Origin of the sequence: uncultured Pseudoflavonifractor sp., assembly GCF_944387805.1 — a bacterium.
In the GTDB taxonomy this organism is placed as follows: domain Bacteria; phylum Bacillota; class Clostridia; order Oscillospirales; family Oscillospiraceae; genus Pseudoflavonifractor.
Genome location: NZ_CALXGI010000065.1, coordinates 1 through 16,678, shown reverse-complemented (window position 1 = coordinate 16,678; position 16,678 = coordinate 1). Strand labels below are relative to the sequence as shown.

At 59.9% G+C, this 16,678-nt stretch carries 23 protein-coding genes; 21 read left to right on the top strand and 2 right to left on the bottom strand.

Annotated elements, in window-relative coordinates:
• The 18 genes from Q0K06_RS12135 to rplQ form a co-directional block, all read left to right on the top strand.
• The coding region (locus Q0K06_RS12135; protein WP_294552872.1) for a type Z 30S ribosomal protein S14 at nucleotides 1–165 on the top strand (165 nt) is incomplete at its 5' end.
• Between the two features lie 176 nt (nucleotides 166–341).
• Nucleotides 342–743 carry a 30S ribosomal protein S8 gene (gene rpsH / locus Q0K06_RS12130; RefSeq protein ID WP_006573417.1) on the top strand — a complete coding sequence of 134 codons (402 nt, stop codon included), beginning with the start codon at nucleotides 342–344 and terminating at the stop codon, nucleotides 741–743.
• Nucleotides 744–758: 15 nt separating this feature from the next.
• Nucleotides 759–1,307, top strand: coding sequence for a 50S ribosomal protein L6 (gene rplF, locus Q0K06_RS12125; RefSeq protein WP_294552866.1), 549 nt, complete (start codon nucleotides 759–761; stop codon nucleotides 1,305–1,307).
• Nucleotides 1,308–1,321: 14 nt separating this feature from the next.
• The gene (rplR, locus tag Q0K06_RS12120; RefSeq protein WP_294552863.1) at nucleotides 1,322–1,681 is read left to right on the top strand and encodes a 50S ribosomal protein L18; all 360 of its coding nucleotides are present in this window, start codon (nucleotides 1,322–1,324) and stop codon (nucleotides 1,679–1,681) included.
• 18 nt (nucleotides 1,682–1,699) lie between these two features.
• Entirely contained in the window at nucleotides 1,700–2,200 is a 501-nt protein-coding gene (gene rpsE / locus Q0K06_RS12115; protein ID WP_006573420.1) for a 30S ribosomal protein S5, read from the top strand.
• Nucleotides 2,201–2,214: 14 nt separating this feature from the next.
• A complete protein-coding gene (gene rpmD, locus Q0K06_RS12110) occupies nucleotides 2,215–2,397 on the top strand; it encodes a 50S ribosomal protein L30 (RefSeq protein ID WP_294552860.1) in 183 nt (60 codons plus the stop codon).
• 14 nt (nucleotides 2,398–2,411) lie between these two features.
• Nucleotides 2,412–2,852 (top strand): 50S ribosomal protein L15, encoded by a 441-nt coding sequence (gene rplO, locus Q0K06_RS12105; RefSeq protein WP_191540247.1) that lies wholly within the window; start codon nucleotides 2,412–2,414, stop codon nucleotides 2,850–2,852.
• Nucleotides 2,853–4,220, top strand: a complete 1,368-nt coding sequence (secY, locus tag Q0K06_RS12100; RefSeq protein WP_294552857.1) for a preprotein translocase subunit SecY — start codon at nucleotides 2,853–2,855, stop codon at nucleotides 4,218–4,220.
• A gap of 16 nt (nucleotides 4,221–4,236) precedes the next feature.
• Nucleotides 4,237–4,872 (top strand): adenylate kinase, encoded by a 636-nt coding sequence (locus Q0K06_RS12095; RefSeq protein ID WP_294552854.1) that lies wholly within the window; start codon nucleotides 4,237–4,239, stop codon nucleotides 4,870–4,872.
• Between the two features lie 8 nt (nucleotides 4,873–4,880).
• Entirely contained in the window at nucleotides 4,881–5,633 is a 753-nt protein-coding gene (map, locus tag Q0K06_RS12090; RefSeq protein WP_294552869.1) for a type I methionyl aminopeptidase, read from the top strand.
• Nucleotides 5,634–5,649: 16 nt separating this feature from the next.
• Nucleotides 5,650–5,946, top strand: a complete 297-nt coding sequence (locus Q0K06_RS12085; protein ID WP_294552851.1) for a KOW domain-containing RNA-binding protein — start codon at nucleotides 5,650–5,652, stop codon at nucleotides 5,944–5,946.
• On the top strand, nucleotides 5,928–6,146 hold the full coding sequence (gene infA, locus Q0K06_RS12080; protein WP_040647168.1) for a translation initiation factor IF-1: 219 nt from the start codon (nucleotides 5,928–5,930) through the stop codon (nucleotides 6,144–6,146). Before Q0K06_RS12085 ends, infA begins: the two co-directional genes overlap by 19 nt.
• A 117-nt stretch (nucleotides 6,147–6,263) precedes the next feature.
• Nucleotides 6,264–6,377, top strand: coding sequence for a 50S ribosomal protein L36 (gene rpmJ, locus Q0K06_RS12075; protein ID WP_006573428.1), 114 nt, complete (start codon nucleotides 6,264–6,266; stop codon nucleotides 6,375–6,377).
• Nucleotides 6,378–6,396: 19 nt separating this feature from the next.
• Nucleotides 6,397–6,765: a 30S ribosomal protein S13 gene (rpsM, locus tag Q0K06_RS12070; RefSeq protein ID WP_191540250.1), complete on the top strand. Its 369-nt coding sequence runs from the start codon at nucleotides 6,397–6,399 to the stop codon at nucleotides 6,763–6,765.
• 14 nt (nucleotides 6,766–6,779) lie between these two features.
• Entirely contained in the window at nucleotides 6,780–7,187 is a 408-nt protein-coding gene (gene rpsK / locus Q0K06_RS12065) for a 30S ribosomal protein S11 (protein WP_006573430.1), read from the top strand.
• Between the two features lie 18 nt (nucleotides 7,188–7,205).
• Entirely contained in the window at nucleotides 7,206–7,808 is a 603-nt protein-coding gene (gene rpsD / locus Q0K06_RS12060) for a 30S ribosomal protein S4 (protein WP_294552849.1), read from the top strand.
• A gap of 87 nt (nucleotides 7,809–7,895) precedes the next feature.
• The gene (locus Q0K06_RS12055) at nucleotides 7,896–8,843 is read left to right on the top strand and encodes a DNA-directed RNA polymerase subunit alpha (protein WP_006573432.1); all 948 of its coding nucleotides are present in this window, start codon (nucleotides 7,896–7,898) and stop codon (nucleotides 8,841–8,843) included.
• Between the two features lie 166 nt (nucleotides 8,844–9,009).
• Nucleotides 9,010–9,351 carry a 50S ribosomal protein L17 gene (rplQ, locus tag Q0K06_RS12050; RefSeq protein ID WP_040647170.1) on the top strand — a complete coding sequence of 114 codons (342 nt, stop codon included), beginning with the start codon at nucleotides 9,010–9,012 and terminating at the stop codon, nucleotides 9,349–9,351.
• Nucleotides 9,352–9,402: 51 nt separating this feature from the next.
• On the opposite strand, the gene Q0K06_RS12045 is transcribed toward rplQ, so the two are convergent.
• Entirely contained in the window at nucleotides 9,403–10,764 is a 1,362-nt protein-coding gene (locus Q0K06_RS12045) for an MATE family efflux transporter (protein WP_294552846.1), read from the bottom strand.
• A 535-nt stretch (nucleotides 10,765–11,299) separates the two neighbouring features.
• Here Q0K06_RS12045 and mgtE point away from each other — a divergent pair.
• The 3 genes from mgtE (at nucleotide 11,300) to Q0K06_RS12030 (ending at nucleotide 14,855) form a co-directional block, all read left to right on the top strand.
• Nucleotides 11,300–12,649 carry a magnesium transporter gene (gene mgtE, locus Q0K06_RS12040; protein ID WP_294552843.1) on the top strand — a complete coding sequence of 450 codons (1,350 nt, stop codon included), beginning with the start codon at nucleotides 11,300–11,302 and terminating at the stop codon, nucleotides 12,647–12,649.
• 522 nt (nucleotides 12,650–13,171) lie between these two features.
• Nucleotides 13,172–14,281, top strand: coding sequence for a redox-regulated ATPase YchF (gene ychF, locus Q0K06_RS12035; protein WP_294552840.1), 1,110 nt, complete (start codon nucleotides 13,172–13,174; stop codon nucleotides 14,279–14,281).
• A 160-nt stretch (nucleotides 14,282–14,441) separates the two neighbouring features.
• Nucleotides 14,442–14,855, top strand: coding sequence for an RNHCP domain-containing protein (locus Q0K06_RS12030; protein ID WP_294552837.1), 414 nt, complete (start codon nucleotides 14,442–14,444; stop codon nucleotides 14,853–14,855).
• Between the two features lie 20 nt (nucleotides 14,856–14,875).
• Here Q0K06_RS12030 and ppk1 read toward each other — a convergent pair.
• Nucleotides 14,876–16,678, bottom strand: a 1,803-nt coding sequence (gene ppk1 / locus Q0K06_RS12025) for a polyphosphate kinase 1 (protein ID WP_294552834.1), incomplete at its 5' end; no start/stop codon positions are given.

The following is a 16,678-nucleotide window of genomic DNA, read 5'->3' as shown; positions in this document are numbered from 1 at the left end:
CTGAAGCAGCAGGCGGAGCCCAAGTTCTCCACCCGCCGCTACAACCGCTGCAAGATCTGCGGCCGTCCCCACGCCTATCTGCGGGACTACGGCATCTGCCGTATCTGTTTCCGCGAGCTGGCCTACAAGGGCCAGATTCCCGGCGTGAAGAAGGCGTCCTGGTAATCCCGGTGAAATGAGAAGTTAGGAATGCGGAATTAGGCCTGCGCCTAATTCCAAACTCCTAATTTCGATTTTCATATATCACCCCAGCCGGCGGTCAACAGGTCGAAGTTGCCTAGCTCCGATACCTTGCCGCTGATACGGGCAAATGCCCGTAATTCTAATAGGAGGTAACACTCATGCATATTACCGATCCCATTGCGGATATGCTCACCCGCATCCGCAACGCCTCGAATGCCAAGCATGACACCGTCGATGTCCCCGCGTCCAACATGAAGAAGTCCATCGCCCAGATTCTCCTGGACGAGGGCTATATCAAGAACTTCCAGCTCATCGACGACGGCACCCAGGGCGTCATTCGCGTCACCCTGAAGTACAACAACCCCGGCAAGGAGAAGGCCATCTCCGGTCTGCGCCGCGTCTCCAAGCCCGGCCTGCGCGTCTACGCGGGCGCCGACGAGCTGCCCCGGGTGCTCAAGGGCCTCGGTATCGCCATCGTGTCCACTTCCAAGGGCGTCATGACCGACAAGAAGGCCCGCGAGGCCCATGTCGGCGGCGAAGTCCTTGCATTCGTTTGGTAAGGAGGAGTCTCAGATATGTCTAGAATCGGAAGAATGCCGATCGAGCTCCCCGCCGGCGTGGAAGTGAAGATCGGCGACAATAACGTCGTCACCGTCAAGGGCCCCAAGGGCTCCCTGACTCAGCAGCTCCACCCCGCGATGAGCTTTAATCAGGAGGGCAACGTCATCCACGTGACCCGCCCCAACGACCTGAAGGAGAACCGTGCGCTCCACGGCCTGACCCGCAGCCTGCTCCACAACATGGTGGTGGGCGTGACCGAGGGCTTCAAGAAGGAGCTGGACGTCAACGGCGTCGGCTACCGTGTGGCCAAGGAGGGCAAGAAGCTGGTCATGAACCTGGGCTATTCCCACCAGGTTGTCGTGGAGGAGCCCGAGGGCATCACCATCGACGTGCCCAACCCCAATAAGATCGTGATCAGCGGCGCTGACAAGCAGAAGGTGGGCCAGTTTGCCGCCGAAGTGAGAGAGAAGCGTCCGCCCGAGCCTTATAAGGGCAAGGGTATCAAATACACTGACGAGGTCATCCGCCGCAAGGAAGGTAAGACCGGCGTCAAGAAGAAGTAAGGAGGTGTGCCACTATGATCAATCGTCCCAATACCAAGGCTCAGCGGCTTAAGCGCCACAAGAGAGTGCGCGGCAAGATCGCCGGCACGCCCGAGCGTCCCCGTCTGAACGTGTTCCGCAGCGAGACCAACATCTATGCCCAGGTCATCGACGATGTCCACGGCAAGACCCTGGTCTCCGCTTCCTCTCTGGAGAAGGGCTTTGAGGGCTCCGGCTCCAACTGCGAGGCCGCCAAGAAGGTGGGCCAGATGGTTGCCGAGCGCGCCAAGGCCGCCGGCATCACCACTGTGGTCTTCGACCGCGGCGGCTATGTCTACCATGGCCGCGTCGCCGCTCTGGCCGAGGGCGCCCGTGAGGGCGGCCTGGAATTTTAAGGGGAGGAGAAAACGAACATGGCTAGATTTGAAAGAGAACCCAGCGAGTTCACCGAGAAGCTCGTTTCTCTGAACCGCGTCAGCAAGACCGTCAAGGGCGGTCGTGTGATGAAGTTCGCCGCCCTGATGGTGGTCGGCGACGAGAAGGGCCGGGTCGGCTTCGGCACCGGCAAGGCCGCCGAGGTGCCCGAGGCCATCCGCAAGGGCATTGAGGATGCCAAGAAGAACATGTGCACCATCACCCGCTCCGGCACCACCATTCCCCACGAGGTCATCGGTGAGTTCGGCGCCGGCCGCGTGCTGCTGAAGCCCGCTGCCCCCGGTACCGGCATCATCGCCGGCGGCCCTGTCCGCGCCGTCATGGAGGCCGCCGGCATCCGCGACATCCGCGCCAAGTGCCTGCGCTCCAACAACCCTCAGAACGTGGTCTCCGCCACCTTCGAGGGCCTCAAGTCCCTCCGTGGTCCTGAGGAAGTGGCCCGCGTCCGCGGCAAGAGCGTGGAAGAAATCGTAGGTTAAGGAGGGGCTATACAATGGCTAACCTGAATATCAAGCTGGTCAAGAGCCTGAACGGCCGCATTGCCAAGCACAAGGCGACCGCCGAGGCCCTGGGGCTGCGCAAAATCGGCGACGTGACCGTACAGCCCGACAACCCGGCTACCCGGGGCAAGATTGCCGCCATCGGCTATCTGCTCCAGGTCACCGAGGAACAGTAAGGAGGTGCGCGTCAATGAATCTGCATGAACTCTCTCCCGCTGCCGGCTCCACCCGCCCCGCGTTCCGTAAGGGCCGCGGTCACGGCTCCGGCAACGGCAAGACCGCTGGCCGCGGCCAGAAGGGCCAGTGGGCCCGCTCCGGCGGCGGTGTCCGCGTGGGCTTTGAGGGCGGCCAGATGCCTCTGGTTCGTCGCCTGCCCAAGCGCGGCTTCAACAACATCTTCGCCAAGCCCCTGGAGGCCATCAACGTCTCCGCTCTGAACAAGTTCGAGGATGGAGCCACCGTCAACGTTTGCGACCTGCTGGAAAAGGGTATCCTCTCCAAGTGTGAGTACGGCGTGAAGGTGCTCGGCAACGGTGAGCTCACCAAGAAGCTGATCGTCCGTGCCTCTGCTTTCTCTGCCTCCGCCAAGGAGAAGATCGTCGCGGCAGGTGGAAAGTACGAGGTGGTCTAAGTGTTTAAGACCGTCAGGAACGCCTGGGCAATTCCCGAGCTGCGCAAGAAGATTCTCTTTACCATCTTCGCGCTGCTGATCTTCCGGCTGGGTTCTTCGGTGCCCGTGCCCTGGATTGACACGAAAGGCCTTCAGGACTACCTGAACGCCATGAGCGGCAGCATCTTTGGTCTTATCAACGCGATGAGCGGCAACGCCTTCTCCATGGCCACTGTGTTTGCCCTCGGCGTACAGCCTTATATCAACAGCTCCATTATCATCCAGCTTCTCACCGTCGCCATCCCTGCTCTTGAGCAGATGCAGAAGGAGGGCGGCGAGGAGGGCCGCAAGAAGATCGCGGCCATCACCCGCTACACCACTGTGGCCATCGCCCTGCTTCAGGGCTTCGGCTACTTCACCCTGATCAACGCCAACGGCCTGGTCAGCGGCGACCTGCCCACCTGGCTGGCCGGTATCATCATTGTCCTGTCCTTCACTGCGGGCTCCGCCTTCGTGATGTGGCTGGGCGAGCAGATTACCGAGTTCGGTATCGGCAACGGCATCTCCGTCATCCTGTTTGCCGGCATCGTGTCCCGCTTCCCCAGCATGCTGATGAACATGGTGCAGGGCGTGCAGAAGTGGTCCATGCACCTGACCGACAGCGAGATCTCCGCCATGGGTACCACCCAGGGCGAGGCCTTCCGCAACAGCCTGGTGCACCCCGCCATGATTCCCCTGATTGTCATCGGTATCCTGGCTCTGGTGGTGTTCATCGTCTTTATCAACGACTCTGAGCGCCGCATCCCCGTCCAGTACGCCAAGCGCGTGGTGGGCCGGAAGATGTACGGCGGCCAGTCCAGCCACATCCCCCTGAAGGTGAACATGAGCGGCGTTATGCCCATCATCTTCGCCCAGGCCATTGCCTCTCTGCCCGCCACCATCGCGGCCTTTATCCCCGGCGGCAGCGAGTCCACCTTTATGAAGGTGTTCGACTCCAACGGCCTGGTCTACGCTATCGTCTACTTCCTGCTGATTCTGGGCTTCAGCTACTTCTACGCCACGATGCAGTTCAACCCCATCGAGGTGGCCAACAACCTGAAGAAGAACGGCGGCTTCGTGCCCGGCTTCCGGCCCGGCAAGCCCACCGCCGACTTCATCCACAAGGTGCTCAACAAGATCACCCTGTTTGGCGCCATCTACCTGGCTATCATCGCGCTGCTGCCCATCATCACCTCCAACATTATCAACCTGGTCAGTGGTTCCCAGATGGGCCGCAGCCTGTCCATCGGCGGCACTTCCATCATCATCGTTGTGGGTGTTGCTCTGGAGACCGTAAAGGCTCTGGAGGCCCAGATGCTCATGCGTCACTACAAGGGCTTCCTTGAGTAAACGCAGGGAGGAAGAAATGAAGCTGATTCTCTTGGGAGCGCCTGGTGCCGGCAAGGGCACGCAGGCTGAGATTCTCAGCAAGAAGCTGGGGATCCCCACTATTTCCACTGGCAATATCCTGCGCGCCGCCGTCAAGGCGGGCACCAGCGTGGGACTGAAAGCAAAGTCCTTTATGGACGCAGGCAAGCTGGTTCCCGATGATGTCATTCTGGACATCCTGGAGGAGCGGCTGGCCCAGCCGGACTGCAATGGCGGCTATATCCTGGACGGCGTGCCCCGCACCATCGCCCAGGCGGAGGCGCTGGAGAAGCGCGGCATCGAGTTTGACCACGTCATCTCGCTGGAAGTCTCCGACGAGGACATCGTAAAGCGCATGGACGGGCGTCGCGTCTGCTCCCAGTGCGGCACACCCTTCCACATTGAGTCCAACCCGCCCAAAGTGCCCGACGTCTGCGACGTATGCGGCGGCGAGCTGATTGAGCGGGACGATGACAAGCCGGAGACGGTGCGTCATCGCCTGGAGATCTATCACCAGTCCACCGAGCCCCTCAAGGACTTTTATCAGGTCCGGGGCAAGCTGAACCCGGTGCCGGGCGCCCAGGGGACCATTGAGGCCACCACGCAGGCGATTGTGCGTATTCTGGAGGCGTAAAAATGGAAATAATTTCCATTAAGTCATCCCGTGAAATTGAGCACATGCGCCGGGCCGGGCGGATTACCGCCCAGGCCCGGGCGCTGGCGGGCAGCATGGTCCGTCCCGGCGTATCCACGCTGGAGATTGACACCGCAGTCCGCAAGTTCATCGAGGGTCAGGGCGCACACCCCTCTTTCCTGGGGTACGCCGGGTTTCCCGGCTCGGCCTGCATCTCAGTGAACGAAGTGGTTATCCATGGCATTCCGGACCACCGGGTGCTCAAGGAAGGCGACATCGTCAGCGTAGACGTAGGGGCCTGTATTGACGGCTTCCACGGCGACTGCGCGGGCACCTATCCCTGCGGTCAGGTGAGCGACGAGGCAATGCGTCTCATTCGTGTCACCGAACAGAGCTTCTGGGAGGGCATGAAGTTCGCCCACCCCGGCTGCCGGATTTCCGACATCTCCCATGCGGTTCAGAAATATGTGGAGGGCAACGGATACTCCGTGGTGCGGGACTTTGTGGGTCACGGCGTGGGCGCCAAGCTCCACGAGCCCCCTGAGGTTCCCAATTTCGGCCCCGCCGGTCACGGCGTCCGGCTTCAGCCGGGTATGACCATCGCGGTGGAGCCCATGGTGTGCGCCGGACACTGGGAGGTCCGGGTCCTGAAGGACAAGTGGACCACCGTCACCTGCGACGGCAGTCTGGCCGCCCACTATGAAAACACAATCCTTATCACCGAGGGCGAGGAGCCCGAAATCCTGACCACCGTTGGGTGAGAGGGACGGTGACAGAATGGAGATCCAAAGCGGACACATCGTGCGCGCCCTGGCCGGTCACGACAGCGGAAGGCTCTACTGCGTCACGCAGGCGCAGGGGGATTTTCTGCTGCTGGCCGACGGTAAGGGCCGAAAGCTCACACAGCCCAAGCGGAAACGCAGAAAGCATGTGGAGCTGGCCGGTGAGTCCGACCCCATGTCCGCCCTGCCGCATTCCGATGCGGAGCTGCGGCGGGTTCTGGCGAGAGTCAGAGACCAGTTGGGCGGAAGCAAAGGTCAAGGAGGTAATTACGCTTGGCAAAAGACGATATGATCGAGCTGGAGGGCGTCGTCACCGAAGCCCTGCCCAACACCACCTTTAAGGTGGACATCGGCAATGGGCACATTATCCTAGCTCATATCTCTGGCAAGCTCAGAATGAACTTCATCAGGATCCTGCCGGGCGACAAGGTAACGGTACAGATGTCGCCGTACGACTTGACCCGGGGCCGGATTACCTGGCGGAGCAAGTAAGGCGAGGGCCTGCCTGCTCATGGCGGGAAACAACCCGCCGTTCCATCAACGACCGGCGGCCGAGGGGCCTTGCCCCCGTCCACGCCGGGGCCATCAGGCTATCAGGAGGTTATCATTATGAAAGTAAGACCGTCCGTGAAGCCCATGTGCGAGAAGTGCAAGATCATCAAGCGCAAGGGCAAAGTCATGGTCATTTGCGAGAACCCCAAGCACAAGCAGAGACAAGGTTAAGTGGAGGTGCACGAGAAATATGGCACGTATTGCCGGCATTGACCTGCCCAAGGATAAGCGGATCGAAATCGGTCTGACCTATATCTATGGCATCGGGCGCACCAGCGCCAACAAGATCCTGGCCGAGACCGGGATCAACCCCGATACCCGCGTCAAGGACCTCACCGAGGCCGACGAAGCCGCGCTCCGTGAGTGCATCGCCCACAACTACACTGTGGAAGGCGACCTGCGTCGCGACGTTGCGATGGACATCAAGCGTCTGACTGAGATTGGCTGCTACCGCGGCATCCGTCACCGCAAGGGCCTGCCCGTCCGCGGCCAGCGCAGCAAGACCAACGCCCGTACCCGCAAGGGTCCCAAGCGTACCGTCGCCAATAAGAAGAAGTAAGGAGGGAGATACACATGGCTACTGCTGCTAATACCAAGGGCAAGAAAGTGGTGCGCAAGCGCCGCGAGCGTAAGAACGTTGAGAAGGGCCAGGTGCACATCCGCTCCTCCTTCAACAACACCATGGTTACCGTGACCGATATGGGCGGCAACGCCCTGTCCTGGGCCTCCTCCGGCGGCCTGGGCTTCCGCGGTTCCCGTAAGTCCACCCCCTTCGCCGCTCAGACCGCCGCCGAGACTGCCGCCAAGGCTGCCATGGAGCACGGCCTGAAGACCGTTGAGGTCTACGTGAAGGGCCCCGGCGCCGGCCGTGAGGCTGCTATCCGCGCCCTGCAGGCCGTGGGCCTGGAAGTCACCCTGATCAAGGACGTGACCCCCATCCCCCACAACGGCTGCCGTCCGCCCAAGCGTCGTCGCGTGTAATAGAAGGAGGAAGAATCAATGGCAAAGAATATGCAGCCTATCGCCAAGCGCTGCCGTGCGCTGGGCATTTCTCCTGCCGCTATGGGCTACGCCAAGAAGGAGAGCAACCGCAATCCCGGCGGCCAGATGAGAAAGAAGAAGAGCGAGTATGCCCTTCAGCTGTCTGAGAAGCAGAAGGTCAAGTTCGTCTACGGCATCATGGAGAAGCAGTTCCGCTCCTACTATGAGAAGGCCACCCGTATGGCCGGCAAGACCGGTGACAACCTGCTGATCCTGGTGGAGCGCCGCCTGGACAACGTGGTGTACCGTCTCGGCTTCGCCAACACCCGCCGCGAAGCCCGTCAGCTGGTCAACCACGGCCACTTCACTGTCAACGGCCAGCGCGTGGACATCCCCTCCTACCTGGTAAAGGCGGGCGACGTCATCGAGGTCAAGGAGAGCAGCCGCTCTTCCGCCAAGTTCAAGAAGCTGACCGGCGAGGACGCCCCCAACGTGCTGCTGCCCCAGTGGCTGGAGCGCGAGAAGAACACCCTGAAGGGTACTGTCACCAAGCTGCCCGTCCGCGAGGACGTGGATCTGCCTGTTGAGGAGCACCTGATCGTCGAGCTGTACTCCAAGTAAGAGAGCGCGTACCCTCGATTATTGGTGAGCTGTAAAACCAGAGGCGGCGGGCTGCCCGGCCCGCCGCTGCGAAAAGGAGGGTAACACATGGTAGAAATCGAGAAGCCGCGCATCGAATGTGTGGAGAACCCTGGCGACGGCTCCTATGGCAAGTATGTGGTTGAGCCTCTGGAGCGTGGTTACGGCACGACTCTGGGCAATTCCCTGCGCCGCATTCTCCTCTCTTCTCTGCCCGGTACGGCAGTCACTTCCATCAAGATCGCCGGCGTGCAGCATGAGTTCTGCAGCATCCCCGGCGTGAAGGAGGATGTGACGGAGATTGTCCTCAATGTGAAGAGCATCATTGCAAAGCTCCACTGTGAGGGCGTCAAGACGGTCTATATTGAGGCCAGCGGCGAGTGCGAGGTCACGGCCGGCGACATTAAGGCTGACGGCGAGGTGGAGGTCCTGAATCCCGACCTTCACATCGCAACCCTGGGTCCTGACGCATCCCTGAATATGGAGCTGACCCTGTCTCACGGCCGGGGATATGTGCCCGCTGACCGGAACAAACCGGCCCAGAACATCATCGGCGTTATCCCGGTGGACTCTGTGTACACCCCCGTGCGCAAGGTCAACTACACAGTGGAGCCCACCCGCGTAGGGGATCAGACGGATTTTGACAAGCTGACCCTGGAGGTGTGGACCAACGGTACCATCACCGCCCGGGATGCAGTGAGCCTGGGCGCCCGCATCCTCTGCGACCACTTTGTCCTGTTCACCGACCTGTCCGAGACCATGGGCAACAAGTCCACGGTGGTGGAGAAGGCCGAGGCGCAGCGGGATAAGGTGCTGGAGATGACCATTGAGGAGCTGGATCTGTCTGTCCGTTCCTTCAACTGCCTCAAGCGCGCCAACATCAACACCGTCGAGGATCTGATTTCCAAGACCGAGGATGAGATGATGAAGGTCCGCAACCTGGGCCGCAAGTCCCTGGAAGAGGTCGTCAACAAGCTGGCTATGATGGGACTGAGCCTGGCCAGCGACGACAATTAATTTCTCCCCATTTAGGAGGGCGGCCGCGGGCAAGTAACGTTCCCTCGCGGCCCCAGGCTCCGCCTGGGCGCTCTGCGCGCTTTCCAGAGAAGGCAGCGCCTTCTTCAGGACGAATTTAAAAGGAATTTTGCGTCTGCGTACGTGAAATCGAATAGGAGTGTTTTTCATGTCCGGATATCGTAGACTGGGCCGCCGCAGCGACCAGCGTAAGGCCATGCTTCGCGCCATGGTGACCTACCTGCTGGAGAACGGCCAGATTAAGACCACCCTGCCCCGCGCCAAGGAGGTTGCTCCCCTGGCTGAGAAGATGATCACCCTGGCCAAGAAGAACGACCTGGCTTCCTACCGTCAGGCGCTGTCCTTTATCACCAAGGAGGACGTGGCCAAGAAGCTCTTCTCCGAGCTCAACCTGAAGTATCAGGGCCGCGAGGGTGGCTACACCCGCGTGGTCAAGATCGGGCCCCGCCGCGGCGACGCCGCCGAGATGGCTATCGTCCAGCTCGTCTGAGCATAAAGGAAAACAGCCCGCTGCTCCCCCAGGGGAGCAGCGGGCTGTTTTTTATTGCGCCGAAGCCCTTTCAGGCTCCAGCCAGCGGCCGAAGCGATAGTAGAGAAAGATAGCCACTGAGGTAATCGTCCAGGTGATGGGGTAGCTGGCAGCCACCATCAGCAGGGTATGGTGGCTGGGCACCACAAAGAAGAGCCAGGCCAGGCGGAGCACACACACTCCCAGCACGGAAATGATCATGGGGACCAGGGACTTGCCTGCGCCCCGAATGGCGCCGGTGAGCAGTTCAATGAGGATGTAGGTGATATAGGTGGGCACCAGGAACCGCACCAGTTCCACACCCACTGCCAGCACGTCGTCGTCAGGGCAGAAAAAGCCCACCAGAGGACGTGCAAAGATAAACATAACAGTGCTGATAAAAGCGGTAAACACCGCCGTCAGAGCCACGGACACCCAGACGCTTTTCTTTACCCGGTCGTACCGGCCTGCGCCGTAGTTCTGACCAGAGAAGGTGGTGAGCGATTGGGCCATGGAGGTGATGGTCATCCAGAAGAACACATCCAACTTGCCGTAGGCGGTCCAGGCGGCCACGGCGTCGGTGCTGATGGAGTTGATGGCGGCCTGGATGAACAGGTTGGAGGCGCTGTACATAACCGATTGGAGGGCAGTGGGAACGCCGATGACCATAATGCTGTGGATGGGATCGGCGTAAAGCCGCATCTGCCTTGGGAAAAACTGATAGGGCGTCATATCCGCACGCATGAGAGAGACTACCACCAGCACGGCGGAGAGCACCTGAGAGCACACTGTGGCGATGGCCACACCGGCCACATCCAAGTGGAAGCCCAGTACCAGCACCAGATCCAGCACAATATTGCACACCGACGCGGCAATGAGAAAGTACAACGGCCGCTTGAAGTCACCCACAGCACGGAGCACGCCGGTGCCCATGTTGTACACCACATTGGGAATCATGCCCAGAAAGTAGATCTTCAGATAGAGCTCAGCGCCGGGGAAGGCATCCGCTCTGGTGCCCAGCACTCTGAGGGCCCAGGGAGTGAGGAGAAAGCCTGTCACCATAAAGAAGGCGCCGATGATCAGAGAGAGGAGCATGGCTGTGTGGACACCCTTGCGGACATCGTCCCAACGGCGGGCGCCGTACTGCTGAGCGATGGCTACTACCGCGCCGCTGGCCAGGCCGGTGAAGATACCTACCGTCAGGTTGACGAGGGCCCCTGTGGAGCCCACTGCCGCCAGCGCAACCTTACCCACAAAGCGGCCCACCACCAGGGTATCCACCGTATTGTAGAGCTGTTGAAAGAAGGTACCAAACCAGAGCGGAAAGAAAAAGGCCATCAGATGCTTCCAGATAACGCCCTGGGTAATGTCGCCGGGCGGACGCAGAAGCCCCATGGGAACACCTCCTGAAAACATAACATATTGCGCTACGATTCTACACGTTCCGCCGCTCCTTTACAAGTGGGACATGAAAGAATTTTGGCGCGTTTTGAGGGACACCGAAAAATGGAAGCTTGAAATAGAGCGAAAACAGAAGAATAAGAAGATGCGGAGAAGATTCAGAGAGATAAAGAGACGCCAAAGAGAACAATCGACCATATTCGGAAAAAATAAGCGAAAAAGAGCAAATAGGGGTTGATTTTGCCGGCGGGGTATGGTATCCTCATAGGGCGGCTGGGAAAACCCAGTTAGATAATAGGGAAAAGGAGGAAAATCAGGTGGACCAATGCGGCCGAAGTACGAAAATGGGCAGTGATATTCATTTGCGGGTCCGGGCTGGCGCTGTCCGCCTGGATTCCTCATCCTGACAGAGACCCCGCTTGAATATCGCCGCAGAGGGCGGCTGGACCTGTGGTCCCACAGCCCTGCTGCGGCTTTGTCCGTTTGGTGACTTCCTCGCTGTCATCTCATTTAACAGGAGGAATATCCGATGGAAAAGAAAAACAACTTTGAGGCGCTCCGCGGTCTGCTGGAGCGCCGGGATTACCATGCCCTCCAGGCCGCTCTGGCCCGGGAAAACGAGGTGGACATCGCCGAGTTCATGGAGGAGCTGACCACCGAGCAGGCCATGGTGGTGTTCCGCACACTGCCCAAAGAGCTGGCGGCGGAGGTGTTCTCCAACCTGTCCCATGAGAACCAGGAGGTTATTCTGGGCGCCGCCACCGACCAGGAGATGTCTGCCATTGTAGAGGAGCTCTATGTGGACGACGCGGTAGACATGCTGGAGGAGCTGCCCGCCAATGTGGTCAAGCGGGTGCTGAAAAATGCCCGGCCCGAGACCCGTAAGCTCATCAACCAGTTCCTCAACTATCCGGAGAACTCGGTGGGCAGCATTATGACCGCTGAGTTCATGGATCTGAAGAAGTCCATGACGGTGGCCCAGGCCATTGATCACATCCGCCGTACCGGCGAGGATTCGGAGAGTATCTACACCTGCTATGTCACCGACAATGCCCGCCGCCTGGAGGGCGTCATTACAGTGAGGGAGCTGCTCATCGCCAAGGATGAGCAGCGGGTAGAGGACCTGATGAAGACCGACGTCATCACCGCCGAGACCACCGAGGACCAGGAGGAAGCAGTGGGCCGGATGATGAAGTATGATCTCATCTCTCTGCCTGTGGTGGACACGGAGAACCGGCTGGTGGGTATCGTCACGGTGGACGACGGTATGGACGTTATGGAGGAGGAGGCCACCGAGGACTTTGAGAAGATGGCCGCCATGGCCCCCTCGGAGAAGCCGTATCTCAAGACCAGCGCCTTCACCCTGGCCAGGCACCGCATCATGTGGCTGCTGGTGCTGATGATCTCGGGTATGATTACCGGCGGAATCCTGGGCCAGTACGAGGCTGCTTTTGCCGCCATGCCCCTGCTGGTCACCTTTATCCCGATGCTCACCGATACCGGCGGAAACGCCGGCAGCCAGAGCAGCACCCTCATCATCCGCGGCATGGCCGTGGGCGAGATTCAGCTCAGGGACTTTGCGAAGGTGTTCTGGAAGGAGCTGCGGGTCAGCGTGCTGGTGGGCGTGGTGCTCAGCGCGGTCAACTTCGTCCGGCTCATCCTCTCCTATCCCGGCAATGAGATGATCGCCCTCACGGTGTCCCTGGCCCTCTTCATCACCGTACTGCTGGCCAAGACTGTGGGCGGCGTGCTGCCCATGGCCGCCAAGCTGTTCCACGCCGACCCGGCCATTATGGCGGCCCCCCTCATCACCACCATTGTGGATGCCATCTCCCTGGTGGTTTACTTTAACATCGCCTCCGCCCTGCTGCCTATCTGATATGTAGAGGGAACAGCAGCCCCGCAGACTGGCCTCCTCTTACGGCCATCCGCGGGGCTGCATCGCGTTTGGACTGGAGGGAAAACCGCGTGGGATACCGGCCAATCCCTGCCTCCTTTTTCAAGGAAAGGTCTTACTTGTGTCTGCCAATTTTATTGCAAAAAATAGTTGAAAAGCGAATACAGATTTTCTAATATGGCTGAGAAAGTACCGATTGCGACATAATAGTTAGTGTCCCCAATTTTGATATGAGAATTTCCTGCAAGGGCAATGACCTCATCTCCGCCTTTGTATATCTCATTCCAGTTGAAAATAATACGAAACACCCGGTCCTCATTAAAGGGAGACTCAGATTTTTTAACTTAATTGACTGAAAAAAGAAATTAAATTCCAAATTTGTGAATCCAAAGTACTGGCAGGGGCCAGCGCGTTGAAACGGGACATCCCCGCCAAGGGCTTGTTTTTTACTCCTCAATCATATATAATACTAGGGCTAAAATACCGAAAGAGGGTTTTTATCCAATGAAACTGGGAATCGTGGGCCTTCCCAACGTGGGCAAGAGCACCCTGTTTAACGCCATTACCAACGCCGGCGCTGAGAGCGCCAACTACCCCTTCTGCACCATCGACCCCAACGTGGGCGTGGTGGCCGTGCCTGACGCCCGGCTGGACTGGCTCTCCGCGTTCTATCACCCCAAGAAGACCACCCCCGCGGTGGTGGAGTTTGTGGACATCGCCGGCCTGGTAAAGGGCGCCTCCAAGGGCCAGGGCCTGGGCAACAAGTTCCTGGCCAACATCCGGGAGTGCGACGCCATTGTCCACGTGGTCCGCTGCTTTGACGACGAGAACATCATGCACGTGGTGGCCGACACCAGCACCAACGTGCCCGTGGACCCCGCCGGCGACATCGGTGTCATTGATATTGAGCTCATCATGGCCGACGTGGAGATGGTGGAGCGGCGCATCGACAAGGCCCAGAAGGCCGCCAAGGGCGACAAGAAGTACCTCCACGAGGTGGAGGTGTTCTCCGCCCTGAAGGACTGGCTCAACGACGGCAACTCCGCCCGCTCCTTTGAGTGCGACGAGGACGACGCCGCCCTCATCGCCACCTCCGAGCTGCTGAGCCTGAAGCCCATCATCTATGCCGCAAACCTGGATGAGGACGGCTTTGCCGACTGCCAGGGGAACGCTTATTACAAGATTGTCGAGGAGCTGGCAGCCAAAGAGGGGGCCCAGGTGATTCCCGTGTGCGCCAAGCTGGAGGCTGAAATCGCTGAGCTGGACGCCGACGAGAAGAAGATGTTCCTGGACGACCTGGGCATCGCCGAGTCCGGTCTGGACCGGCTCATCAAGGCCAGCTACACCCTGCTGGGCCTCATCTCCTTCCTCACCTCCGGCGAGGACGAGTGCCGGGCCTGGACGATTAAAAAGGGCACCAAGGCCCCCCAGGCCGCCGGCAAGATCCACACGGACTTTGAGCGGGGCTTTATCCGGGCCGAGGTGGTGTCCTTTGAGGACCTGAAGGCCTGCGGCTCCATGGCTGCCGCCAAGGAAAAGGGCTTAGTCCGCTCCGAAGGCAAAGAGTACGTGATGAAAGACGGAGATATTGTTCTCTTCCGGTTCAATGTGTAACAGGTTTCTTTGACATCAGGGAAAATGGAAAGGTGCGTGAAGAATTCTTGAGGTGCTATTTTGATTCGGTGGTTGTGCGCTGACCGGGAGGTTTGCGTATCATAGAAGCCGCCAAGCCTCCCAAAAGTGACAGAACAACAACTTTTAGGAGGAATTTCCCTTGAATCGCGAGAATAAAAGAAAGACCTTTGAAAAAGGATACTATAAGAATCATCCCTGCCGGGACAGCTTTACCTGCAAGGTATGCGGCCGGCTGGTGGTTGCCGACGGAGCAGGCGGAGACCACCGGAATCACTGCCCCTACTGCCTGAGCAGCCTTCACCTGGACGATGAGCCGGGGGACCGGGCCGCGGAATGCGGCGGGATTATGGAGCCTGTGGCAGTCTGGGTGAGAAAAAACAGCGAATGGGCCATCCTGCATCGCTGCCGCCGCTGTGGAACCATCCACTCCAACCGGGTGGCCGCCGACGACAGCCCGATAAAGCTGATGTCCATTGCCATGCGCCCTCTGGCCCAGCCGCCTTTCCCGATTGAGCGAATAGAGGAGCTGTCTGATATTCTGGAGCAGGAATAGGATCGTAAAAAAGCACGCGCCTACGGGCGCGTGCTTTTTTTGCGATTGAGGGAATACAGCAGACGCCCCAGCAGGCCGGGACGGCGCTCCTGCGGGGTGGGGGCGGCCTGGGTGGAGGCGGCCTCCTGAAGAGCCTCCGCCATCAGGGTGGCCTGGGCATCCAGAGGCGGCGTCCCCTCTGGCCGGGCCACAGGGGAATAGGTACCGTCTACACACAGGTTCCGGGCCTTCACATTATCGGCGCAGAACAGCTCCACATAGTGCTTGATCTGCCGCCGGACCGTAGGGTCGATGACCGGGCAGGCGATCTCCACCCGCCGCTGGGTGTTGCGGGTCATCAGGTCGGCTGAGCCGATGTAAAGCTTGGTCTCCTCCCCAACGCCGAAGGCGTAGATACGGGGGTGCTCCAGGAAGCGACCTACGATGGAGAACACCCGGATATGGTCGGTGAGGCCGGGCACTCCGGGCCGCAGGCAGCAGATACCCCGCACGTTCATAGTAATGGGCACTCCGGCCTGGCTGGCCTCCGCCAGCTTGTCAATGAGGTGGCGGTCGGTGACTGAGTTGACCTTGATAAAGATGCGGGCGGGCCTGCCCTGCCGGGCCTTTTCAATCTCCTCGTCTATCAGCGCCATGAGCCGGGGCTTCAGGCCGTGAGGCGCCACCAGCAGCTGCTGGTAATCCCCCTCCAGGTTGGAGGTGGACATATTCTGGAAGAAGGCGGCCGCGTCGGCGCCGATGGCCGGGCTGGCAGTCATCAGGCAGAAGTCGGTGTACAGCTTGGCGGTCTTTTCGTTGTAGTTGCCCGTTCCGATCTGGGTGATGTACTGGATGCGGGCCTTGTCCCGCCGGGTGATGAGGCAGATTTTGGAGTGGACCTTGTAGTGCTCAAAGCCGTAGAGCACTGTGCAGCCCGCCTCCTCCAGCCGCTCGGCCCAGGCGATGTTGTTCTGCTCGTCAAAGCGGGCCCGCAGCTCCATGAGCACAGTGACGTCCTTGCCGTTCTCCGCTGCCGCCGCCAGGTACTCCACCAGTTTGGCAGTGGAAGCCAGGCGGTAGATGGTGATCTTGATGGCCAGGACAGAGGGGTCGTTGGCGGCCTCCCGCACCAGATGGAGGAAGGGCTCCATGGAGTGGTAGGGATAGAAAAGCAGGGCATCCCGCCGGAGGAGCTGGGGGATCATCTTCTCGCTGCGGTTAAGGCCGGAGGGCCACTGAGGGATATATTTGGTGTAGCACAGGGCGGCGGCGCTCTCCGGGGGCAGCTTGCCCTCCAGGGCGTACACATAGCCCATGGCCAGAGGGGCCTTGGAGAAGAACACATGCTCCCGGGGCAGGTCCAGCCGCTGACACAGGTAGCCCAGAAGCTCCTCGGAGGGGTGACCCTGTACCTCCAGCCGCACGGGAGCAAGCCGGGCCCGCTTTTTGAGCACCTTCTGCATGTGCTCCCGGAAATCCTCCATCACGTCGTAGTCCTCGTCCTCCGGGCTGATATCCGCGTTGCGGGTGACTGAAATGACATGCTTCTCCTCAATCTGGTAGGAGTCAAAGAGGGAGTCGGCGTAAGTCAGGACAATTTGCTCAGTGAGCAGGTACCGCAGGCCCCGCTCCTCCAACTGAAGAAAGGCGGGCAGGGCCCTGGGGATGGACACCAGGCCGAACCGCCGCTCCCCGTCCCGGCGGAGGGACAGGACAATGTTCAGGCTCTTGGAGGGCAGATGGGGAAAGGGGTGGTGGCTGTCCATCACCATGGGGGAGAGCACCGGCTGCACATAGTCCCGGAACCAGCGCTCCACCTGCTTGCGCTCCTTGCCGTCCAGCTC